Annotated in this window: 20 protein-coding genes; 15 read left to right on the forward strand and 5 right to left on the reverse strand. The window is 62.8% G+C overall.

The window, feature by feature from the left end; genetic code table 11:
* Positions 1–16 precede the first annotated feature (16 nt).
* From QEN71_RS18010 to araD, 7 genes are all read left to right on the forward strand, one after another.
* Entirely contained in the window at positions 17–1,597 is a 1,581-nt protein-coding gene (locus QEN71_RS18010; RefSeq protein WP_201661759.1) for an aldehyde dehydrogenase (NADP(+)), read from the forward strand.
* A gap of 111 nt (positions 1,598–1,708) precedes the next feature.
* A complete protein-coding gene (locus tag QEN71_RS18015; RefSeq protein ID WP_201661762.1) occupies positions 1,709–2,659 on the forward strand; it encodes an SMP-30/gluconolactonase/LRE family protein in 951 nt (316 codons plus the stop codon).
* A gap of 262 nt (positions 2,660–2,921) precedes the next feature.
* A complete protein-coding gene (locus QEN71_RS18020; protein WP_201661765.1) occupies positions 2,922–4,100 on the forward strand; it encodes an ABC transporter substrate-binding protein in 1,179 nt (392 codons plus the stop codon).
* Positions 4,101–4,252: 152 nt separating this feature from the next.
* Entirely contained in the window at positions 4,253–5,332 is a 1,080-nt protein-coding gene (locus tag QEN71_RS18025; RefSeq protein ID WP_201661768.1) for an ABC transporter ATP-binding protein, read from the forward strand.
* Positions 5,329–6,216 (forward strand): ABC transporter permease, encoded by an 888-nt coding sequence (locus QEN71_RS18030; RefSeq protein ID WP_201661771.1) that lies wholly within the window; start codon positions 5,329–5,331, stop codon positions 6,214–6,216. The genes QEN71_RS18025 and QEN71_RS18030 overlap by 4 nt, the downstream gene beginning before the upstream one ends.
* Positions 6,216–7,121, forward strand: coding sequence for an ABC transporter permease (locus QEN71_RS18035; protein WP_201661774.1), 906 nt, complete (start codon positions 6,216–6,218; stop codon positions 7,119–7,121). The genes QEN71_RS18030 and QEN71_RS18035 overlap by 1 nt, the downstream gene beginning before the upstream one ends.
* An 8-nt stretch (positions 7,122–7,129) precedes the next feature.
* The gene (gene araD, locus QEN71_RS18040; protein ID WP_201661778.1) at positions 7,130–8,890 is read left to right on the forward strand and encodes an L-arabinonate dehydratase; all 1,761 of its coding nucleotides are present in this window, start codon (positions 7,130–7,132) and stop codon (positions 8,888–8,890) included.
* A gap of 63 nt (positions 8,891–8,953) precedes the next feature.
* On the opposite strand, the gene QEN71_RS18045 is transcribed toward araD, so the two are convergent.
* Together QEN71_RS18045 and QEN71_RS18050 are read right to left on the reverse strand one after the other, a co-directional pair.
* Entirely contained in the window at positions 8,954–9,559 is a 606-nt protein-coding gene (locus QEN71_RS18045) for a short chain dehydrogenase (protein ID WP_201661780.1), read from the reverse strand.
* Positions 9,560–9,750: 191 nt separating this feature from the next.
* On the reverse strand, positions 9,751–10,203 hold the full coding sequence (locus QEN71_RS18050) for a DUF3005 domain-containing protein (RefSeq protein ID WP_201661783.1): 453 nt from the start codon (positions 10,201–10,203) through the stop codon (positions 9,751–9,753).
* 286 nt (positions 10,204–10,489) lie between these two features.
* Here QEN71_RS18050 and QEN71_RS18055 point away from each other — a divergent pair, with 286 nt between their 5' ends.
* The 4 genes from QEN71_RS18055 (at position 10,490) to QEN71_RS18070 (ending at position 13,670) form a co-directional block, all read left to right on the forward strand.
* The gene (locus QEN71_RS18055) at positions 10,490–10,723 is read left to right on the forward strand and encodes a hypothetical protein (protein ID WP_201661786.1); all 234 of its coding nucleotides are present in this window, start codon (positions 10,490–10,492) and stop codon (positions 10,721–10,723) included.
* A 159-nt stretch (positions 10,724–10,882) separates the two neighbouring features.
* Positions 10,883–11,815, forward strand: a complete 933-nt coding sequence (gene epsC / locus QEN71_RS18060; protein WP_201661789.1) for a serine O-acetyltransferase EpsC — start codon at positions 10,883–10,885, stop codon at positions 11,813–11,815.
* 39 nt (positions 11,816–11,854) lie between these two features.
* Positions 11,855–12,682: an AraC family transcriptional regulator gene (locus tag QEN71_RS18065; RefSeq protein WP_201661792.1), complete on the forward strand. Its 828-nt coding sequence runs from the start codon at positions 11,855–11,857 to the stop codon at positions 12,680–12,682.
* A gap of 100 nt (positions 12,683–12,782) precedes the next feature.
* Entirely contained in the window at positions 12,783–13,670 is an 888-nt protein-coding gene (locus tag QEN71_RS18070; protein WP_201661795.1) for a DMT family transporter, read from the forward strand.
* Between the two features lie 661 nt (positions 13,671–14,331).
* Here the strand turns inward: QEN71_RS18070 and folE are convergent.
* Positions 14,332–14,961 carry a GTP cyclohydrolase I FolE gene (gene folE, locus QEN71_RS18075; RefSeq protein ID WP_201661822.1) on the reverse strand — a complete coding sequence of 210 codons (630 nt, stop codon included), beginning with the start codon at positions 14,959–14,961 and terminating at the stop codon, positions 14,332–14,334.
* Between the two features lie 105 nt (positions 14,962–15,066).
* A complete protein-coding gene (locus tag QEN71_RS18080; protein WP_201661798.1) occupies positions 15,067–15,990 on the reverse strand; it encodes a LysR family transcriptional regulator in 924 nt (307 codons plus the stop codon).
* Positions 15,991–16,142: 152 nt separating this feature from the next.
* On the opposite strand from QEN71_RS18080, the gene QEN71_RS18085 reads away from it, so the two are divergent.
* From QEN71_RS18085 to QEN71_RS18095, 3 genes are all read left to right on the forward strand, one after another.
* Positions 16,143–17,321: a 4-hydroxybenzoate 3-monooxygenase gene (locus QEN71_RS18085; protein WP_201661801.1), complete on the forward strand. Its 1,179-nt coding sequence runs from the start codon at positions 16,143–16,145 to the stop codon at positions 17,319–17,321.
* A 306-nt stretch (positions 17,322–17,627) separates the two neighbouring features.
* Positions 17,628–18,329, forward strand: coding sequence for a 3-oxoacid CoA-transferase subunit A (locus QEN71_RS18090; RefSeq protein ID WP_201661804.1), 702 nt, complete (start codon positions 17,628–17,630; stop codon positions 18,327–18,329).
* Positions 18,330–18,340: 11 nt separating this feature from the next.
* Positions 18,341–19,000 carry a 3-oxoacid CoA-transferase subunit B gene (locus tag QEN71_RS18095; protein WP_028368184.1) on the forward strand — a complete coding sequence of 220 codons (660 nt, stop codon included), beginning with the start codon at positions 18,341–18,343 and terminating at the stop codon, positions 18,998–19,000.
* Positions 19,001–19,027: 27 nt separating this feature from the next.
* Here the strand turns inward: QEN71_RS18095 and QEN71_RS18100 are convergent, their stop codons facing one another.
* Positions 19,028–19,210 carry a hypothetical protein gene (locus QEN71_RS18100; RefSeq protein ID WP_201661825.1) on the reverse strand — a complete coding sequence of 61 codons (183 nt, stop codon included), beginning with the start codon at positions 19,208–19,210 and terminating at the stop codon, positions 19,028–19,030.
* On the opposite strand from QEN71_RS18100, the gene QEN71_RS18105 reads away from it, so the two are divergent.
* Positions 19,149–20,513, forward strand: coding sequence for a 3-carboxy-cis,cis-muconate cycloisomerase (locus QEN71_RS18105; RefSeq protein WP_201661807.1), 1,365 nt, complete (start codon positions 19,149–19,151; stop codon positions 20,511–20,513). The two genes, QEN71_RS18100 and QEN71_RS18105, sit on opposite strands and share 62 nt — an antisense overlap.
* The last annotated feature ends 15 nt before the right edge of the window (positions 20,514–20,528 follow it).

Raw genomic sequence — 20,528 nt, forward strand, 5'->3', positions numbered from 1 at the left:
TCGACAGGAGCTGGACATGCAGATTACCGGAGACATGCTGATCGGAGCGTCCGAGGTGCGCGGCACCAAAGGCACGCTGCGCGCGTTCGACCCGGCGCACAACATGGAAATCGAACCCGAGTTCGGTGCGGGCGGCGCGGTCGAAGTGGACCGCGCGTGCACGCTGGCCGCGCTCGCGTTCGACACCTATCGTCAAACGTCGCTCGAGATCCGTGCGCATTTCCTCGAAACCGTCGCCGAGAACATTCTCGGCCTCGGCGATACGCTGATCGAGCGCGCTCAGGCGGAATCCGCGCTGCCGAAGGCGCGACTCGAAGGCGAACGCGCGCGTACGGTCGGGCAGCTCAAGCTGTTCGCGTCGCTGGTGCGCGAGGGCCGCTGGCTCGCCGCGACGATCGATACCGCTCAGCCGGATCGCAAGCCGCTGCCGCGTCCCGATCTACGTTTGCAGAAAATTCCCGTTGGTCCCGTCGGCGTGTTTGGAGCAAGCAATTTCCCGCTGGCTTTTTCTGTGGCAGGCGGCGACACGGCGTCGGCGCTCGCGGCGGGTTGTCCTGTTGTCGTGAAGGCGCATCCGGCGCATCTCGGTACGTCCGAACTGGTTGGCCGCGCCATTCAAAAAGCGGTCGCCGATTGCGGCCTGCATGAAGGCGTGTTTTCGCTCGTGGTCGGCGCCGGCAACGAAATCGGCGAAGCGCTCGTCCAGCATCCGGCCATCAAGTCGGTCGGCTTCACGGGTTCGCGCGCGGGCGGCCTCGCGCTCGTGAATCTCGCGCAGAAACGCCGCGAGCCGATTCCCGTGTTTGCCGAGATGAGCAGCGTCAATCCGTTCTTCGTGCTGCCGGGCGCGCTCGCGAAGCGCGCGGAGCAGATCGCAACGGGCTTTATCGAATCGGTGACGCTCGGCGTCGGACAGTTCTGTACGAATCCTGGTCTCGTGCTGATTCTCGACGGGCCGAACAAGCAGACTTTCATTGACGCTGCCGCGAAGGCGCTCGCGCAAAAGAGCGCGCAGACGATGCTCACGCCGGGCATCGCCAACGCTTATCAGGATGGCATTGCGCATCGTACGGAACAGCGCGGCGTGCAGAGCATCGCGCGTGGCACGTCGTCGGATGCGACCTGCGCCGCGCTGCCCGCGTTGTTCCAGACTTCCGCGATGCAATTCCTGACATCCGCCGAACTCGAAGACGAGATTTTCGGGCCGACGTCGCTGATCGTGACGTGCAGCGATATCGACGAAATGGTGAAGGTGACCGAGTACCTCGAAGGTCAGTTGACGGCGACGCTGCAGATCGAGCCTGAAGACTACGACATCGCGCGCCGTCTGCTACCTACGCTCGAGCGCAAAGCCGGCCGCATTCTGGCAAACGGCTTTCCGACGGGCGTCGAGGTGTCGTACGCGATGGTGCACGGCGGGCCGTTCCCGGCTACATCGGATCCGCGTGCCACGTCGGTCGGCGCGACGGCGATCGAGCGTTTCCTGCGTCCCGTCTGCTACCAGGACTTGCCCGCCGATCTGCTGCCGCAGTCGCTGCGCGACGAGAATCCGCTGAAGCTCTGGCGTCTGCGCGACGGCAAGCCGGCGCAGGCTTGATGCGTGTAGCGCAAGCAACGTCTAAAAGAACGTAACCAACAACAACCAGTAACGACGGCAACACGCCGGGCGTCGATCGATTCGACGCCCGGCGTTTGCACTCACAGCGCCATGACCGAACCCAGCCACCTGAACACGCGCCGCTATCCCGACCCTTCCATCCGCAGTTTCGATCCACGCTTCGATGCATTGCGCCTCGCGTCGGCTTCCGTCGAATGCCTGTACCAAGGCGCGCGCTGGTCCGAAGGGCCCGTCTGGTTCGGCGACGGCCGCTATGTGCTGTGGAGCGACATCCCGAACAACCGCATCCTTAGATGGGACGAAGAGACGGGCGCGGTGACGCCGTTTCGCCGGCCGTCGAACAACGCGAACGGCAACACGCGCGATCGCGAAGGGCGGCTCGTGACCTGCGAGCATCTGACGCGGCGTGTCACACGCACCGAATACGATGGCTCGATTACCGTGCTCGCGGACACGTACCAAGGCAAGCGCTTCAATTCGCCGAACGATGTAATTGCTAAATCGGACGGCTCGATCTGGTTCACGGATCCGTCGTTCGGCATCGACAGTTTCTACGAGGGCGAGAAGCAGGAGCTTGAGTTGCCGCAAAACGTGTATCGCGTGGACGGGCAGACGGGCGAAGTGACGATGGTGTGCGACGAAGTGATCGGACCGAACGGGCTCGCGTTTTCACCGGATGAGTCGGTGTTGTATATCGTCGAGTCGCGTTCGAAGCCCCGTACGATCCGCGCGTTCGACGTCGCTGGCGATGGGCGCTCGCTTACCAGCAACCGCGTGCTGATCGACGCGCAGCAGGGCACGCCGGACGGCTTTCGGGTCGATATTCACGGCAACCTCTGGTGCGGCTGGGGCATGGGCACCGACGAACTCGACGGCGTGCGCGTGTTCTCGCCGCAAGGCGAAGCGCTCGGCCATATCGCGTTGCCGGAACGCTGCGCGAACGTGTGCTTCGGCGGCCGGCATCGCAATCGCCTGTTCATGGCGGCGAGTCACGGCCTGTATTCGCTCTACGTGAACACGCAAGGCGTCCGGGGCGGCTGACGTGTAGTCGGTAAAGTTGCCTAACAAGTGATCTCTCGGTGTTCTCCCTATGTCGAACGGACGAGTCGGCAAAATCCGCTGAAATCCTTACCATAAAAGGACTTGAGGAATCTGAAAGGCTGCTCGTCCGTATATGCGCCAGGCTAGAATTTGCTTGACATCATGCGCGCCCGTTCGTTATGTTTCAGTCACTAGCAGCCCGTAGTGCGTCACCGCCGCATCCCGTCGGCGGACGTTCCATACCAAGAGGCGAGGAGACGAAATGGCTTTTTCTGGCAAGTTGTCAGTCAGGGTAGCGGCAGTGTGCGTGGCAGTCGGTGCTGCCGTCGCAGGTTTCGCACAAACGGCACGAGCGGCCGATCCAGTCACGCTCAATATCGTCGACGTCGCCGGCGATCTTCAATTGACGCAAAAGGGCTTCGAAGCCTTCAAGGCCAAGTACCCGAATCTCGTTTCCAACATCACTTTCACGAATGCACCCGCGCCGCAACTGCCCGGCAAGATCAAGGCAATGCAGGCAGCCGGCCGTTCGGACATCGATCTCGTTCTGACGGGCACCGACGCGCTTGCGGCCGGTATCGAGCAAAACCTGTGGGTCAAGCTGCTGCCCGAGAACAACGCGCAGTTCCCCGGCGTGCTCGACAAGTACGCGCCCGGTCCGCGCAAGATGCAGGACCTCGCGCAGGGCTTCGGTCTTGAAGTCGCGTATATGCCCGCCGGTCCGCTGATCGAATACAACCCCGCCAAGGTCAGCGATCCGCCCAAGACGCCGGATCAACTGCTGCAATGGTGCAAGGCGCATCCGAACAAGCTGATTTATGCGCGTCCCGCGAACTCCGGTCCGGGCCGCACGTTCCTGATGGGTCTGCCGTACGTGCTCGGCGACAAAGACCCGAAAGATCCCGTCAACGGCTGGGACAAGACCTGGGCGTTCCTCAAGCAGCTGAACGACTGCATTCCTTACTATCCGGGCGGCACGTCGGCGGTGATGAAGGAACTGGGTGAGGGCACGCGCGACATGACGGTGACCGTGACGGGCTGGGACATCAACCCGCGCGCGCTCGGCATCGTGCCCGCCGAATTCAAGGTGCAATCGTTCGACAACATGACGTGGGTCAACGACGCCCACTACATGGTGATTCCGAAGGGCGTGCCGAAAGAAAAGCTCGACGTGCTCTACAAGCTGATGAACTTCATGCTCGAGCCGACGCAGCAGGCCATGACCTATGACGACGGCTACTTCTATCCGGGGCCGGCCATCAAGGGCGTGACGGAAGCGCAGGCGCCCGAGCACAGCCAGGAAGTGCTGAAGAAATTCGGCCGCCCGGAATACGCGAAACTGCTGGCCGACCGTCCGCACGTTCAGCCGCTGAGCGCCGCGGCGATGGTGGCCGCGTTCCAGAAATGGGACCGCGAAGTGGGCGCGCAAAAGACCAAGTAAGGTCATCTCAACGCGTACCCGTCGCCGCGCAAAGCGGATCAGCCGATGCCACGCCTCGCGTGCGCATCGGTGCTTGTGACTGGGTTTGTGACTGGATTTGTATCGACGGGCCGCACGTCGGCGCGGCCATGCAACATCGTAGGGAAGCGATCATGAAGCATCACTTTGAACAGTTGCGCCTCGAATCGGTCTGCCGCAGTTTCGTGAATACCGAAGGGCATTCCGTGGCTGCGTTGCAGGGCCTCGATCTGAATATCCGCCGTGGCGAATTCATCGCGCTGCTGGGGCCTTCGGGCTGCGGCAAATCGACGGCGCTCAACTGCATTGCGGGCTTGCAGCCGCTGACGGGCGGTGGCATCTGGCTCGACGAAAAGCGTATCGACGTGCTGCCGCCCGAAAAGCGCGGCTTCGGCATGGTGTTCCAGAACTACGCGCTGTTTCCGCATATGTCCGTGCTCGACAACGTCGGCTTCGGTCTGAAGATGCGCGGCGTCGGCAAGGCGGAAACGGCGAAACGCGCACGCGAAGCACTACAACTCGTGCAACTGGTCGGTCACGAGAAGAAGCTCCCCGGCCAGCTGTCGGGCGGCCAGCAGCAGCGCGTCGCAATTGCGCGCGCAATCGTGATCGAGCCGCCGCTCATCCTGATGGACGAGCCGCTGTCGAATCTCGACACGAAGCTGCGCATCGAAATGCGCGCCGAGATTCGCCGTATCCATACGCAACTGGATCGCGCGACCATTTATGTGACGCACGACCAGGACGAAGCGCTGTCGATGGCCGATCGCATCGTCGTGATGAAAGAAGGTGTCGTGCAGCAGGTTGCGACGCCGAAGGAAGTCTACGGACGTCCGAAGAATCTGCACGTCGCGCGCTTCATGGGCTATCGCAATGTGCTGCCGTTCACGCTCGAAGGCACGCAGGGCGAAGGCGTTGCTGTGGAAGCGAACGGCGTGCGCCTGATCGGCATGGCCATGGAAGGCTTCAATAGCAAGCGTGTATCCGTTGCCCTGCGTCCCGAAGATATGGAGCGCGCCGCGCCCGGTTCGGAAAATGCGTTCGACGCGCAGGTCACGACCGTCGAATACGGCGGCCGCGATTCGCTGATCCGCGTGAAGAGCGCGTTCGGCGAACTGTGGGCGCGCGTCGCCGGCGAGTTTGCGGAAGGCGAGCGCGTCACGCTGCGCGTGCCGCCGGCGCGTACGCTCGTCTACGACGGAGAGCCGTCATGAGCACGCTGACGCCCGCTGCCGCGTCGGCGCCCGCCGCGCCGCGCGACGGCAAGGCGTGGCTCGTGTCGCCCGCCTTGCTGTTCATTCTTGCGCTGTTCGTCTATCCGTTCGCCTATGGCCTCGTGCTGTCTTTCAGCCCGATGGAAGGCGGCGGCATGTGGGCGAACTACGCGAAGTTCTTCAGCGACACGTCGATGTGGCCAACCATCATCGTCACGTTGAAGCTCGCCGTGCCCGCTACGTTGATCAATGTCGGTGTGTCGGTGCCCGTGGCGTTCGCGCTGCGGCGTCCGTCGCCGTACCAGAAGTTCGTCACAACTTTGCTCGTGATTCCCGTCACGCTCGGCACCGTGCTGATCGCCGACGGCATGCTCACGTACTTCGGTCCGAACGGCTGGTTTTCGCAGACGGTGCTCGGACTGCATCTTTATAGCGACGAAGTGCGCCTCACGCACAACTTCTGGGGCGTGTTGATTTCGCTCATCGTGTCGGGCTTTCCGTTCGCGTTTCTGCTGACGCTTTCGTACGTGACGGGTATCGATCCGACACTCGCAAGCGCTGCCGCGACGCTCGGCGCGAATCCGTGGCAGCAGTTCCGTCAGATCTATCTGCCGCTGCTATTGCCGGGGCTGACGATGGCGGCGTGTCTGTCGTTCGTGCAGGCGTTTTCGGTGTTTCCGTCGGCGGTGCTGCTGGGTGCGCCAGCGGGACCGACGCGGGTGATATCGATCGCCGCCGCCGAGGCCGCGTTCGAAAGCTACGATTATTCGATGGCTTCGGCGATCGCAATCGTGATGGGATTCGTGCAACTGGTGATCGTCGCCGCGATGCTCGGCGCGCGCCGCTTCTTCTATGTTGGACCGGCGACGGGAGGTAAGGGCTGATGGCATCCGATCATCAAGTCGCGCATCCGTGGCCCGCTGCGCCGCAAGGGCAAACGGTGAAATCGATGAAACCGCACGTCAGTCTGCGCGATCGCGTGTACAAGGCGCTCGTCTGGGGCGCGATGATTTTCTTCCTGCTCAATATCGTGCTGCTGATCGCGACGGTCGCGGTCAACTCGATTGCGACGCGCTGGTTCGGCACGCTGCTGCCGCAGGGCTTCACGCTGCACTGGTACGCGCAGGCATGGAGTGATTTCCAGCTCGCGTCCGTGCTGTGGGTGACGGTCGAAGTGGTCGGCGCGGTCGTACTGCTGTCCATTCTGCTGGGCGTGCCCGCCGCGTATGCGCTCGCTCGCGTGCAGTTCCGCGGCAAGCGTTTCGCGATGCTCGCGTTCCTGCTGCCGCTGATGGTGCCGCCCGTCACGTACGGCATTCCGATGGCGACCGTGATGTACAAGATCGGGCTCGCCGGCACGTTGAGCGGCGTGATACTCGCGAACCTCGTGCCCGCACTGCCGTTCGTCATTCTCGTGATGACGCCGTTCATCGAGCAGATCGATCCGAATCTCGAATCGGCGGCGCGCATCTTCGGCGCGAACACGTTCCGCTATTTCCGCTACATCCTGCTGCCGCTGCTGGTGCCGGGCATGCTTGCTGCGGGTCTGCTGGTGCTGGTGCGCACGATCGGCATGTTCGAGCTGACGTTCTTTACGGCGGGACCGGCGACGCAGACGCTCGTCGTCGCGTTGTATTACGCTGTGTTTTCAACGGGCGTGCGTGCGCCGCAATCGATCGACGCAATGGCGATGATCTATATGGCGATCACGCTCATCTGGGTATTGATCGCGCTGCAGTTCGTGAGCCCGACGCAGATCGTGTCGCGCGTGAAGGAGCAGCGCCGGTAGGAGAGGTTGTGTCGAACGATCAGACGAAGAAACGCAAAACCCCCGAAGAACTGCGCAGCCACCGCTGGTATGGCGTGAACGATCTGCGGTCGTTCGGCCATCGCTCGCGGACTGCGCAGATGGGCTACAGCCGTGAAGAGTACGCGGGCAAGCCGGTCATCGCGATCCTCAATACGTGGAGCGAGATGAATCCGTGCCACACGCATTTCAAGCAGCGTGTGGAAGAAGTGAAGCGCGGCATCTGGCAGGCGGGCGGCTTCCCGATCGAGCTGCCCGTGCAGACGCTGTCCGAGCCGTTCCAGAAACCGACGACGATGCTCTACCGCAACTTCCTCGCGATGGAAGCGGAAGAGACGCTGCGCTCGTATCCTGCCGATGGCGTCGTGCTGATGGGCGGTTGCGACAAGACCACGCCCGCGCTGCTGATGGGCGCGATCTCGATGGATCTGCCCACCATTTTCCTGCCCGCCGGACCGATGCTGCGCGGCAACTGGAACGGCGCGACGCTCGGCTCCGGTTCCGACACGTGGAAGTACTGGGCCGATCTGCGCGCGGGCAAGATCACGGAAGAAGACTGGCATGGCGTGGAAGGCGGCATCGCGCGCTCGCCCGGCCACTGCATGACAATGGGCACGGCCTCGACGATGACAAGCGCCGCCGAAGCGCTCGGCTTCACGCTGCCGGGTTTCGCGTCGATTCCCGCACCCGATTCGCGCCACGCGCAGATGTCCGCGAAAACGGGCATGCGTATCGTCGACATGGTGTGGGAAGACCTGAAGCCGTCGGACATTCTCACGGCGAAATCGATCGATAACGCCGTGACGACGTGCCTCGCGCTGTCGGGATCGACGAATGCGATCGTGCACATGATTGCGTTGGCGCGTCGCGCCGGCATCCATCTCACGCTCGACCGTTACGACAGCATTTCGCGCCACACGCCCGTGCTGGCCAACATCCGGCCGACGGGCGCGTATCTGATGGAAGACTTTTTCTACGCAGGCGGTTTGCAGGCGATGCTGGCGGAACTCGGCGACCTGATCGACCGCTCGCAGAAGACGGTGAACGGACGCACGATCGGCGAAAACCTCGAAGGCGCGCAGATTTTCAACGACGACGTGATTCGTCGCCGCGCCAATCCGCTGATGCCGGACAACGGACTTGCCGTGCTGAGAGGCAACATCGCGCCGGATGGCGCAGTGATCAAGCCGGGCGCGGCTGAACCACACCTGCTCGTGCATACGGGCCGCGCGGTGGTGTTCAGCGACTACAACGACATGGCTGCGCGCATCGATAGCGACGAACTCGATATCGATGAAAACTGCGTGATCGTGTTGCAGCACGCGGGCCCCGTCGGTGCGCCGGGCATGCCCGAGTGGGGCCAGTTGCCGATCCCGCAGAAGCTGTTGAAGAAAGGCGTGCGCGACATGCTGCGCATTTCCGACGCGCGCATGAGCGGCACGAGCTATGGCGCGTGCGTGCTGCACGTGGCGCCGGAATCGTTTATCGGCGGGCCGTTTGCGCTGGTGCGCGACGGCGATCTGATCGAACTCGACGTGCCGCAGCGCAAGCTGAACGTGCTGGTATCGGATGAAGAACTCGCGCGCCGCAAGGCCGCGTGGATCGCGCCCGCGCCGCGGTTTTCGCGTGGCTACGGCGCGATGCATCAGGTGCACGTGCTGCAGGCGGACAAGGGTTGTGACTTCGATTTCCTGCAACGCGACGGCGCAGGCGGCGCGAGCGCTTCGACAGAAGAGCCGGAAATCCACTGAACGAAGAAAGGTCGGCGAGCGTATGCGAAACGTGCGCTCGCCAACTGACTTGCAGCAAAACTTCTATTCCCCGACGCGATACACGCGCCCCGTCTGCGCACCTTCCACACTGCGCAAATACGCTTGCGCCGCTTTCTTCGCATCGACGGGCTCGAAGCCGCGGAAGAACGGCGCGTAGCTGTCCATCGATTCCGTCAGCACAGTCGGACTGACGACGTTGATGCGGATGCCGCGCGGCAGTTCGATCGCCGCGCCGCGCACGAACCCTTCGAGCGCGAGATTCACGGTGGTCGCGCTGGCGCCCAGGCGGATCGGCTCGTCGGCGAGAATGCCGCTCGTCAGCGTGAACGAGCCGCCGTCGTTCATGTACTTCTGCGCGGCGAGCACGACGTTGATCTGTCCCATCAGCTTGTCGCGCAGGCCGACCCAGAATTGCTCGACGGTCATCTCGGGCAGCGGGCCGAAGTGAACCTTGCCCGTCGTCGTGACGACGCCGTCCACTTTGCCGAGCGCTTCAAACAGCCGTTCGACACTCGCCGGGTCCGTGCTGTCGACCTGATGCGCGCCGCGCGTCGCGCCGACTTCGATCACTTCATGCCGCGCTTTGAGTTCGGTGGCGACTGCACGGCCGAGCGTGCCCGTTGCGCCGATCACGACGATTCTGCTCATCTTTCGCTCCGTGAATGGAATTGCGCCGATTGTGCCGACCGTTTGAAGCGGGAAAAAGATGCGCGCGCGACGAAATCACGAAACCGGCAGTTTCGAATCGCATGCACGTTCGTCACGCTGAAAACAATGCGCTGAAGACATGTGACGCGCTCCGAAGATGACGCGTCACATGACAATCTACACACAACCGCTCACTTCACGCGTTCGAGCTCGATCACGCGCGTCGGCCGCTGATGGTTGAGCGCGTAGTGCATGCGGCCGCTGCGCATGCGCTCGCCGGAATGGGTGCGCGGCTCGTGAAAGCGATCTTCGAATTGCTCGACGACCTCGGGCGCGAGCATGCCCTTGTCGATCACACGATAGCCGGGCTCCAGCGCGAGCAGCAGATGGTTTCCGCCGATACGGCTGTCGAATCCCGCCAGTTCCGCAAACGGATCGTCGGGGATGCTGTTGACGAGCGACGCATTGCTCGTCGTGACTTCGTCGGGGCCGATCGGCGCGTGGCCAGCGATGCGCGCCGCTTCGTGGTTCTTGCTGTCGGTATCGACGGTGCTGTCGTGCGTGCGGTCGTTATGCATCGCGGCGTTGCGCGCGACGTCGGTTCCCGATTGCGTCGCAGGTACTTTGCGGGTGTTGAGGCTCATTTGACGCCCTCCTTTGACTAGTGCCTGAAGCACAGGATACGAGCAAAAGTCGTTCCGCGTGAGCGCCCGATTACCTGGCGAAGCGCGCGTGACGGTGCTTCGCGCAAGCGGAAATTTTTTACGAATTTTTTTGGTGGACGCTCTTTTCCTACAGAGTATGATCTTGGTTCGAGTGCAGCAAGACCACATAAGAGTATTCCCGCGGCAGTCTCGCCGGTTGCTTCGATACCTGGCATCGCACTCGCGAAAAAGGACCATCTATGAGGCAGTCAGGGGCGGGTGACTCATGCACGTTGATGCTGCATTCACACATCGTGGCTACTTGCTGAACTGCGCGCCGGCGCGTTCAGGCGATGGAACTTGGCAACCGTATGTGGTCGTCTCGCGATCGAGCGATGGCGAACTGGTCGCCAACCGCTTCTTCCCCACCGATCTCCGCTTTACCGACGAAGCCGCTGCTATCGCCCACGCGCGCGACTGGGCAGTGCGCTGGATTGACGCAAGCAGTATCACCGTCTAGCACGTCATCTGCTACGCACTGCCGCGCATGCATCGATTCGTCTGCATGAGCCATTCCTTATGCAAATCGCACCAGGCTCCGGCGACGCGCGGCGAAACGCGGTAATCTCTGGGGACAATTCACTTTCGTTGCGGCCCGCCCGCAACTGCCGTCCTCGCCATGTCAAACGTTTCTTCCCACAACTGGGGCCTCGAACAGATCGTCGCCGAATTGCGCGCGTCGCGTGAAGAACTGCATCGCACGCGTCATCCGCGCGGCATTCGCGAGCTGCCTTCGCGCGACGGCGTGATCAACATCGTGCAGGGACTGCGCGCCGCGCTGTTCCCGACGCATTACGGCGCGCCCGATCTCACCGACGAAAGCGTCGACTACTACGTCGGCCATACGCTCGAAAGCACGCTTCGTCTGCTCGCCGAACAGATTCGCCGCGCGCTGCGTTTTTTGCCCGAACACGCGGAGACATCGGATGCTGATCTGAGCACGCGCGCATTCGATGTCGCGCGCGAGTTCGGCAAGCAGTTGCCCGGCATCCGCGCGTTGCTGGTCAGCGATATTCAGGCCGCGTATGTCGGCGACCCCGCCGCGCAGCACATCACGGAAATTCTGCTGTGCTATCCGGGCGTGTGGGCGATGACGCATCACCGGCTCGCGCATGCGCTGCACAAGCTCGGCGTGCCGCTGCTCGCGCGCTTTATCAACGAGATCGCGCATTCGGCGACGGGCATCGACATTCACCCCGGCGCGCAGATCGGCCCGAGCTTCTTCATCGATCACGGCACGGGCGTCGTGATCGGCGAAACGGCGATCATCGGCGAGCGCGTGCGTGTCTATCAGGCGGTAACGCTCGGCGCAAAGAGCTTCGCCGCGGAAGACGACGGCACGCTCGTGAAGGGCAAATCGCGTCACCCGATCGTCGAAGACGACGTCGTGATTTACGCGGGCGCGACGATTCTGGGCCGCGTGACGATCGGACGCGGCTCGGTGATCGGCGGCAACGTGTGGCTCACGCATAGCGTGCCGCCTGGCAGCAGCGTGTCTCAGGGCAAGATCCGCGAAGGCGAGCGCAGCCGTAACGACGAGGGCCGGCGTTGATGCGCACTCGTCTTTTCTTCTGCTCAGGCGGTTGAAACGATGAAACCGCGCGGACGCGTTCAGATGCTGCGCTGCGCGCTCGACGGCGTCGAAGCGACCGTCGCGCACACGACGCACGCGTTCGCCCGTCATTCTCACGATCGTTTCGGCATCGGCGTGGTGATCGCGGGCGGGCAGCGTTCGGCGAGTGGACGCGGTCCCGTCGAAGCGCGCGCGACGGATGTCATCACCGTCAATCCCGGCGAAGTCCATGACGGCAGTCCGCTCGACGAACACGGACGCGCGTGGCGGATGCTGTATTTCGCGCCGTCGCTCGTCGCCGCGACGCTTGCCGAATGCGCGCAGACACCGCTGCGAGAAGTGGAATTGACGCGGCCGGTGCTGAACGATCCGAAATTGTCGATGTGCTTTGCGCGCCTGTTTGCCGTGGCTGCGCGCGACACGAACGACGGCTCGGTTTCCGACAATCTCGCTTGCGAAGAAGCGTTGCTCGCGTTGTTCGCGCATGTGGGCCGGCATTACGCGACGTCGGCGCCGCCATGCACGGAACGCAATGGTTCGGTTGCGCGCGCAAAGAGCCGTATCGACGACGATCCCGCGTCGCCATCGACGCTCGCCGATCTCGCTGCCGAAGCCGGCATGAGCCGTTTCCAGCTGTTGCGTACTTTTGCGCACGAAGTGGGGTTGCCGCCGCATGCGTACCGGATGCAGCGTCGGGTCGCGCTGGCGCGGCAATTGATCGCGCTCGGCACATCGCTCGCGGATGCCGCTGTCTCGGCAGGTTTCTCCGATCAAAGCCACATGACGCGCGCGTTCGTGCGACTGCTGGGCGTGACGCCTGCGGGCTACGCAGCGGCTGTCCGCTGATCCATCCAGCTGCATTCCGACTCTCTGCAATAACGTTCAAGACCGCGCGTCGACGCGAACCGTACGCTTGCCGCATCGTTCGTTATGAGGAGACGGCGGCATGAACGCGCGTTACACCGGCTATACCTTTTGCGCGCTGGCGATGATTGGCGTGGGCAGCACTGTGGTGGTCAGCAAGGCGATTGCGGGCGGCCTGCCGCCGTTCTCGGCGACCGCGTTGCGCTTTGCGATTGCGTTTCCGATTTTTCTCGCGATGATGCGCGTGCTGAAGGTTCGATGGCCGAAGCTCGGCGCGCGCGATGCGTTGCTCGTGATCGCGCAGGCGGGCGCGGGAAGTGTCGGTTATACGGTTTGCCTGATCGGCGGAATGCGGCTCGCGTCGGCGGCTGATGCGGGGGTGATTGCGGGGACGTTGCCTGCAGTGTCTGCCGCGTTCGCGGCGTTGGCTCTTGGCGAGCGTTTATCTCGCGCCTTGCTTGCGGCGATCGTGCTCGCGACTTTGGGTGTGATCGTTTGTACTGTGCGTGTTGGTGAGCTTGCTGATGGTTCGGGCAGCGGGCACTCTTTTGTGGGTAATGCGCTGGTGTTTGCCGCGATTGTCTGCGAGGCGCTGTTTATTCTGCTCAATCGCAAGCTGCGGACGCCGGTCGCGGCGTTGCCGTTGTCGGCGCTGATGAGCGGCATCGGGTTTCTCGTGGCTATCGGGCCTGCTTTTTATGAGCAGCCTTGGTTGTTGCCATTCGATGCTGTTTTTGTTCATGCGATTGCAGGTGTCGTGTATTACGCGCTTGTTCCTACCGTGGTTGGGTTTGTGCTCTGGTATGCGGGGGCTGCGCGCCTCAGCGGCGCGGAAGCAGGAGTTGTCACGGCATTGGTGCCTGTGTCGGCGCTTGTGCTTGCCGTTGGCGTGTTGGGGGAGGCTGTTGGTGGGGCGCAGGTTGTTGGGGTTGGGTGCGTGCTCGCGGCTGTGGTGCTTGCTACGAGATAGGTTTTTTGTCTGCGACGCAGTCGCCATTCTGGTTTTGCTTTTTGTTTTTTTGCTTTTTGCTGCGGTGGCATCCGCGGTTTCGTATCGGTCTATTAGCGTTGCCCCTGTGCGGGGCGGCAGTTACTTTCTTTGCCGCGGCAAAGAAAGTAACCAAAGAAAGCCGCTTTTGAACCTCCGGTGCCTGCCAGGAAAGCGCTTCAGCATGCCGTAGTTGAGCTATCGCGCAGTGACCTCCGCACTCTGTAGAAAGCCCGCAGTCAACCGCGCACGGCGCGAAAAGCCCCCACACAGTCTGGAGCACATACCGCCGCAATCAAACTGACGGCAAATGCAAAAAAACGTGCTGACCTAATGTGCCCCAGGTGGATGTCATCTTTCGCGCCGCGCGCGCTTGACTGCGGGCGTTCTACGGAGTGTTCGCGTCGCTGCGCGACAGCTCAAGGAACGTGTGCCGTGGCGTTATCTTGGCAGGCACCGGAGGTTTGAAGCGGCTTTCTTTTGCCTACTTTTCTTTGCCGCTGCAAAGAAAAGTAGGTGCCGCCCCGCACAGGGGCAACGCGAGAAGCACCGATACGAATTCGCGGATGCCAGCGCAGCAAAAACCAAAAAGCAAAAAGGCAAAAAACCAGAATGGCGACTAGCGTCGCAGACAAAAAAAACGCTACGTATTAGCAACACTAACGGAAGTAGGACTATTTACGATAGACAAAAACTCCCTCCGCGTAGAGGCATCGGAGCGAAAAGTCCCGAGCATCCGGGACGTCACCATCTCGACCCCAGCCTTATGCACGCCGCGCGTCGACATACACTGATGCGACGCTTCGAGAATCACCCCGACGCCCTTCGGCTGCAATACTTCGTTGAGCGTATCGGCGATCTGCACGGTCATCTTTTCCTGAATCTGCAGCCGCTTGGCAAACGCATCGACAAGCCGCGCCAGCTTGGAAATCCCCACCACGCGATGCTCAGGCAAATAAGCAACATGCGCCCGCCCGATGATCGGCACCATGTGATGCTCGCAATAACTCTCGAAGCGAATGTCCTTCAGCACGATCATCTCGTCGTAGCCGTCCACCTCGGAAAACGTGCGAGCCAGTATGTCGCGCGGCTCGACGTTGTAGCCCGCGAAAAATTCCTCATACGCTCGCACGACGCGCGCAGGCGTATCGAGCAACCCCTCGCGCTGAGGATTGTCGCCCGCCCAGCGCAGCAGCGTGCGCACGGCTTCTTCGGCTTCCTCCCGGGACGGCCGGCCGGGTGCGTCGGTGGGCGTTGTTTTCTTCGTAGTCATCCTTCGCTCCAGTTCCAGTAAATCGCGCATCGCACGTTGAGGCATTGTTCCATGTTTCCTGGCCCTACGCCCAATATGGATATGCATCACGGCCTGATGCAAACGCTATTTCGGCCACTCGTCCTTCGCGTCGTTGAACAGCTCGGCGACCACGCCGCGCAGCCAGCCCGCGCGCGGATCGTTGTGAAACTTGCGATGCCAGTGCTGGCGCAAGTCGAATCGGGGCAACGGCAAAGGCGGTTCGACCAGCGTGATCGACGCGTGTTCCGACACGTACGCGAAGCCGATCGCGTGCGGCACCGTCGCGATCAGATCGGTGCGCGCAAGAATGAACGGCAGGCTCATGAAGTGCGGCGTCTCCAGCACGGCGCGTCGGCGGATGCGCTTCTTCTCCAGATACTGTTCGAGCACTTCCTGGCTGCGCCCCTCGGCACGCACGACGGCATGCCCCAGTGCGATGAACTGTTCGAGCGTCAGCGGCGCGCCCGCCAGCGGATGATCGCTGCGCATCAGGCAGATAAAGCGGTGCGTGAACAGACGCTGCTGAAAGAAGTTGTTGCCGGACAGATCGGGAAAGTAGCCGACGGCGAGATCGATATCGCCCGACTCCAGTCCTCGTTCGACATGCGCGGGCGGCAGCGACACCGAACGCAGATTCGCATGCGGCGCACGTTCGGCGAACAGTTGCAAGAGACGCGGCAAAAACACGATTTCGCCGACATCGGACAGCGCGAGCGAAAAGGTCTGCGTCGACGTCGCGGGATCGAAGTCCTGCGATTCGAGCATGCCCTTCTCGATGCGCGCGAGTGCTTCGCGCGCGGCGGGAATCAGCGCGAGTGCTCGGGGCGTCGGCTCCATGCCGCGCGACGTGCGCACGAACAGCGGATCGTTGAAGTATTCGCGCAGCCGGCCAAGCGCGGTGCTCACGCGCGGCTGGCTCACGCCGAGACGTTCGGCGGCGCGGCTCACGTTGCGCATGTCTTCGAGCGCGACGAGGTAGGGAATCAGGTTGAGATCGAGTTCGGCCATGCTGGGGCGCGTCATTGGCATTGAGCCGCGCATTATCTATAAATCGTATACAGGCTACCGCGGAAATCTCGCCAAAGCATATACGGGAAAGCGACGAGAATCGATTGGAGGCCTTGAATACTCCAATAAGAAAGAAGGAAGGAGATACGTCTATGCGTACTCAAGTGGCGATCATCGGCGCAGGCCCCGCCGGTCTGCTGCTCTCACATCTGTTGCGGCTCGCGGGCATCGAATCGATTGTGCTGGAGAGCCGGTCGCGCGATCACTGCGAGCATCGGATCCGCGCGGGCGTGCTCGAACAGGGCACCGTCGATACGCTCAACGAAGCCGGCCTCGGCGCGCGGATGCAGCGCGAAGGGCTGATCCATCACGGCATCGAACTGCTGTTCGACGGCAAACGCCATCGCATCGATCTGACGACGCTGACGGGCGGCCGCGCGATCACCGTCTATGGCCAGCACGAAGTGGTGCGCGACATGATCGCGTCGGCTGTCGAGCATGAGCAGGCGCTGCGCTTCGATGTCTCCGATGTCGCACTGCACGATCTCGCCACAGACAAGCCGTGGGTACAGTTCACGCACGATGACGCAGTGCAGCGTATCGATTGCGACTATGTGGCGGGCTGCGACGGATTCCACGGCGTCTCGCGCGAATCGATTCCCCGCGACGCGCTGCAAAACTTCGAGCGCATCTATCCGTACGCGTGGCTCGGCATTCTCACCGACGCCTCGCCGAACTGCGACGAACTCGTCTATGCGCATCATGCGCGCGGTTTCGCGCTGTTCAGCATGCGTTCGCCCGATGTGACGCGTCTCTATCTGCAATGCCGTCCCGACGAAGACCTCGCGCAGTGGCCCGACGAACGCATCTGGGCCGAACTCCACGCGCGCTTCGCCAACGACGACGGCTGGCTGCCCGCGATCGGCGACATCACGCAGAAAGGCGTCACGCCGATGCGCAGCTTCGTCTGCGAGCCGATGCAGTACGGCCGGCTCTTTCTGGCCGGTGACGCCGCGCACATCGTGCCGCCGACGGGCGCGAAAGGCATGAACCTGGCCGTCGCCGACGTGCGCGTGCTGTCGAAGGCGCTCGCCGCGCACTATCGTGAAGCCCGTGACGATCTGCTCCACGCGTATTCGGCGACGTGCCTCGAACGCGTCTGGCGCGCCGAGCATTTCTCGTACTTCATGACGAACATGCTGCATCCGTCGCTCGACGACTCGCCTTTCGTCGAGCGGCTGAAGCTGGCGGAACTGCGTTATGTGACGAGTTCGGATGCAGCGTCGCGGATGCTGGCAGAGAATTACGTCGGACTGCCGTTTCGCAATTGATCTGTGATCGATCGGCATCAGGGCAAACCACAGAAACCCTTGCCTTGACAAGAGACGCGAGCGCAAACCATAATGCGCCGGTACGTTCGCTAAACGAAACTGTGTTCGCATATAGAACTTTTCGGAGTTCGGCACGGTGCAGAAGAGGCGCACGACGAACCCAACACATGCGGCCTGCAGCAGGTCTGCATGCCGTCAGCAGGACATGAAGGACGTAAGCGGACGTGGAGACCGTCCGGCGCGCATTCCGTCTGGGAATCGGCGGATCGCGCGGCGCGGAACGACGCGTTCCAGAGGATATTCGACATGATCAACAAGATTTTCGAGTCACTCCAGTCGGCGGTCGCCGACGTGCATGACGGCGCGACCGTCATGATCGGCGGGTTCGGTACGGCGGGCATGCCGTCCGAGCTGATCGACGCGCTCATCGAGCAGGGCGCCAAAGAACTCACCATCGTCAACAACAACGCCGGCAACGGCGACACGGGCCTCGCCGCGCTGCTGAACGCGAAGCGCGTGCGCAAGATCATCTGCTCGTTCCCGCGTCAGACGGACTCGTACGTGTTCGACGCGCTCTATCGTGCGGGCGAAATCGAACTGGAACTCGTGCCGCAGGGCAATCTCGCCGAGCGCATTCGCGCGGCGGGCGCGGGCATCGGCGGCTTCTTCACGCCGACGGGCTACGGCACGAAGCTCGCGGAAGGCAAGGAAACGCGTGAAATCGACGGCAAGCATTACGTGCTCGAAGCGCCGCTGCACGCCGACTTCGCGCTGATCAAGGCGTACAAGGGCGACCGCTGGGGCAATCTGGTGTATCGCAAGACCGCGCGCAACTTCGGCCCGATCATGGCGAGCGCCGCGAAGACGGCGATCGTGCAGGTATCGGAAGTGGTGCCGCTCGGCGCACTCGACCCTGAAGTGATCGTGACGCCGGGCATTTTCGTGCAGCGCATCGTCGAAGTGCCGCAAGCTGCGCATCTGACTCAACGCCCTGAACAAGCCGCCTGAGGAGACCTGACATGAAACGACTGACCCGCGATGAAATGGCGAAGCGCGTCGCGCAGGACATTCCTGAAGGCGCTTACGTGAACCTCGGCATCGGCGTGCCGACGCTGGTGGCGAACCACCTCGACGCCAACAAGGAAATCTTCCTGCACAGCGAAAACGGCCTGCTCGGCATGGGCCCGGCGCCCGCGAAAGGCGAGGAAGACGACGAACTGATCAACGCCGGCAAGCAGCACGTCACGCTGCTGACGGGCGGCGCGTTCTTCCATCATTCGGATTCGTTCGCGATGATGCGCGGCGGCCATCTCGACTACTGCGTGCTCGGCGCGTTCCAGGTATCGGCGACGGGCGACCTCGCGAACTGGCATACGGGCGCGCCCGACGCGATTCCCGCTGTCGGCGGCGCGATGGATCTGGCCATCGGCGCGAAGCAGGTGTTCGTGATGATGGAGCATCTGACGAAGCAGGGCGAAAGCAAGATCGTCGCCGAGTGCTCGTACCCGGTGACGGGCGTCGGCTGCGTAGACCGCATCTATACGGACCTCGCGATGATCGACGTGACGAAGGACGGCCTCGTCGTGCGCGAAATCTTCTCGGATATCGATTTCGCGGAACTGGAGAAGCTGACGGGCGTCGCGCTGATCGACGGCACGCAGCAGGCTCGCGCGGCCTGAGGTTCGCCCGCAGGCGGCCTCGACATGTCACGCAAGCACGTGCGCAAATGCGCGCGTGATTTCGCCGCGGCGTTCGGCGACAATGAAACCGAACGCCGCGCGCTTTTTGCGCGAACCCAACGCGCATTCATCCAACGCACTGAACATCATGCTAGAAGCTAGCGCCCGCTTGACTGGCCTGATCTGCGGCACGCAGCCGATGAACGACATCTGGTCGCCGCGCGCGACGCTGCAACGGATGCTCGATGTCGAAGCGGCGCTCGCGCGCGCTTCGGCAGCTCATGGCGTGATTCCGCAATCGGCTGTCGCCGCGATCGAAGCGACCTGTCATGCCGACAAGCTCGACGCCGACGCGCTCGTGCGCGACGCCGCGCTCGGCGGCAATCTCGCGATTCCCCTCGTCAAACAGCTGACCGCGCGCGTCAAGGACGCCGACGCGCAGGCGTCGAAATTCGTCCATTGGGGCGCGACGAGCCAGGACATCATCGATACGGCGACCGTCCTGCAACTGCGCGACGCGTTCGATCTGCTCGACGGCGCGCTTCTCTCCACGTGTGACGCGATCGCCGCGCTCGCGCAACGGCATCGCGCGACGCCGATGATCGGCCGCACATGGCTGCAACAGGCGCTGCCCATCACGCTCGGTCTGAAGTTCGCGCAATGGCTCGATGCATTGCTGCGTCATCGCGAGCGACTCGACGCGTTGCGCGAGCGCGCGCTCGTGCTGCAATTCGGCGGCGCGGCGGGCACGCTCGCGAGTCTGCGCGACAAGGGCGGCGTGGTCGCGCAAGCGCTTGCGCAGGAACTGAAGCTCCAGCTTCCGGCCGTGCCGTGGCACACGCAGCGCGACCGCATTGCCGAAGCGGCGTCGTTTTTCGGCATGCTGATCGGCACGCTCGGCAAGATCGCACGCGATATCTCGCTGCAGATGCAGACCGAACTCGGCGAACTCGGCGAACCGGTTGCCGCAGGCAAAGGCGGTTCGTCGACGATGCCGCACAAGCGCAATCCGGTTGGCTGCGCGGCTGTGCTGACGGCGGCGACGCGCGCGCCGGGACTCGTCGCGACGGTGTTCGCGGGCATGGTGCAGGAGCACGAACGCGCGCTCGGCGGCTGGCAGGCCGAATGGGACGCGCTGCCTGATCTCGCGCGTCTCGCGGGCGGCGCGCTCGCGAATATCGAACAGATCGCGAAGGGACTCGAAGTGAACGTCGAGCGGCTCGCCGCGAATCTCGACGTGACGCACGGCCTGATTCTCGGCGAAGCGGTGATGCTTGCGCTCGGCGACAAGATCGGCCGGATGGATGCGCATCATCTCGTCGAGCATGCGTCGAAAGAGGCTGTGAAAAGCGGCAAGACCTTGTTCGACGTGCTCGCCGCCGATGCATCCGTCACTCAGCACTTGCCCGTCGAGCAACTGAAACGCCTGCTCGATCCGGCGCATTACGTGGGCAGCGCGCACGCTTTCGTGGACGCCGTGCTGGCTCTTCATACCGCGCGCAAGAACGCGTGAACCAACATCAGGAGT

This window comes from Paraburkholderia sabiae (genome assembly GCF_030412785.1).
GTDB classification, from domain to species: Bacteria; Pseudomonadota; Gammaproteobacteria; order Burkholderiales; family Burkholderiaceae; genus Paraburkholderia; species Paraburkholderia sabiae.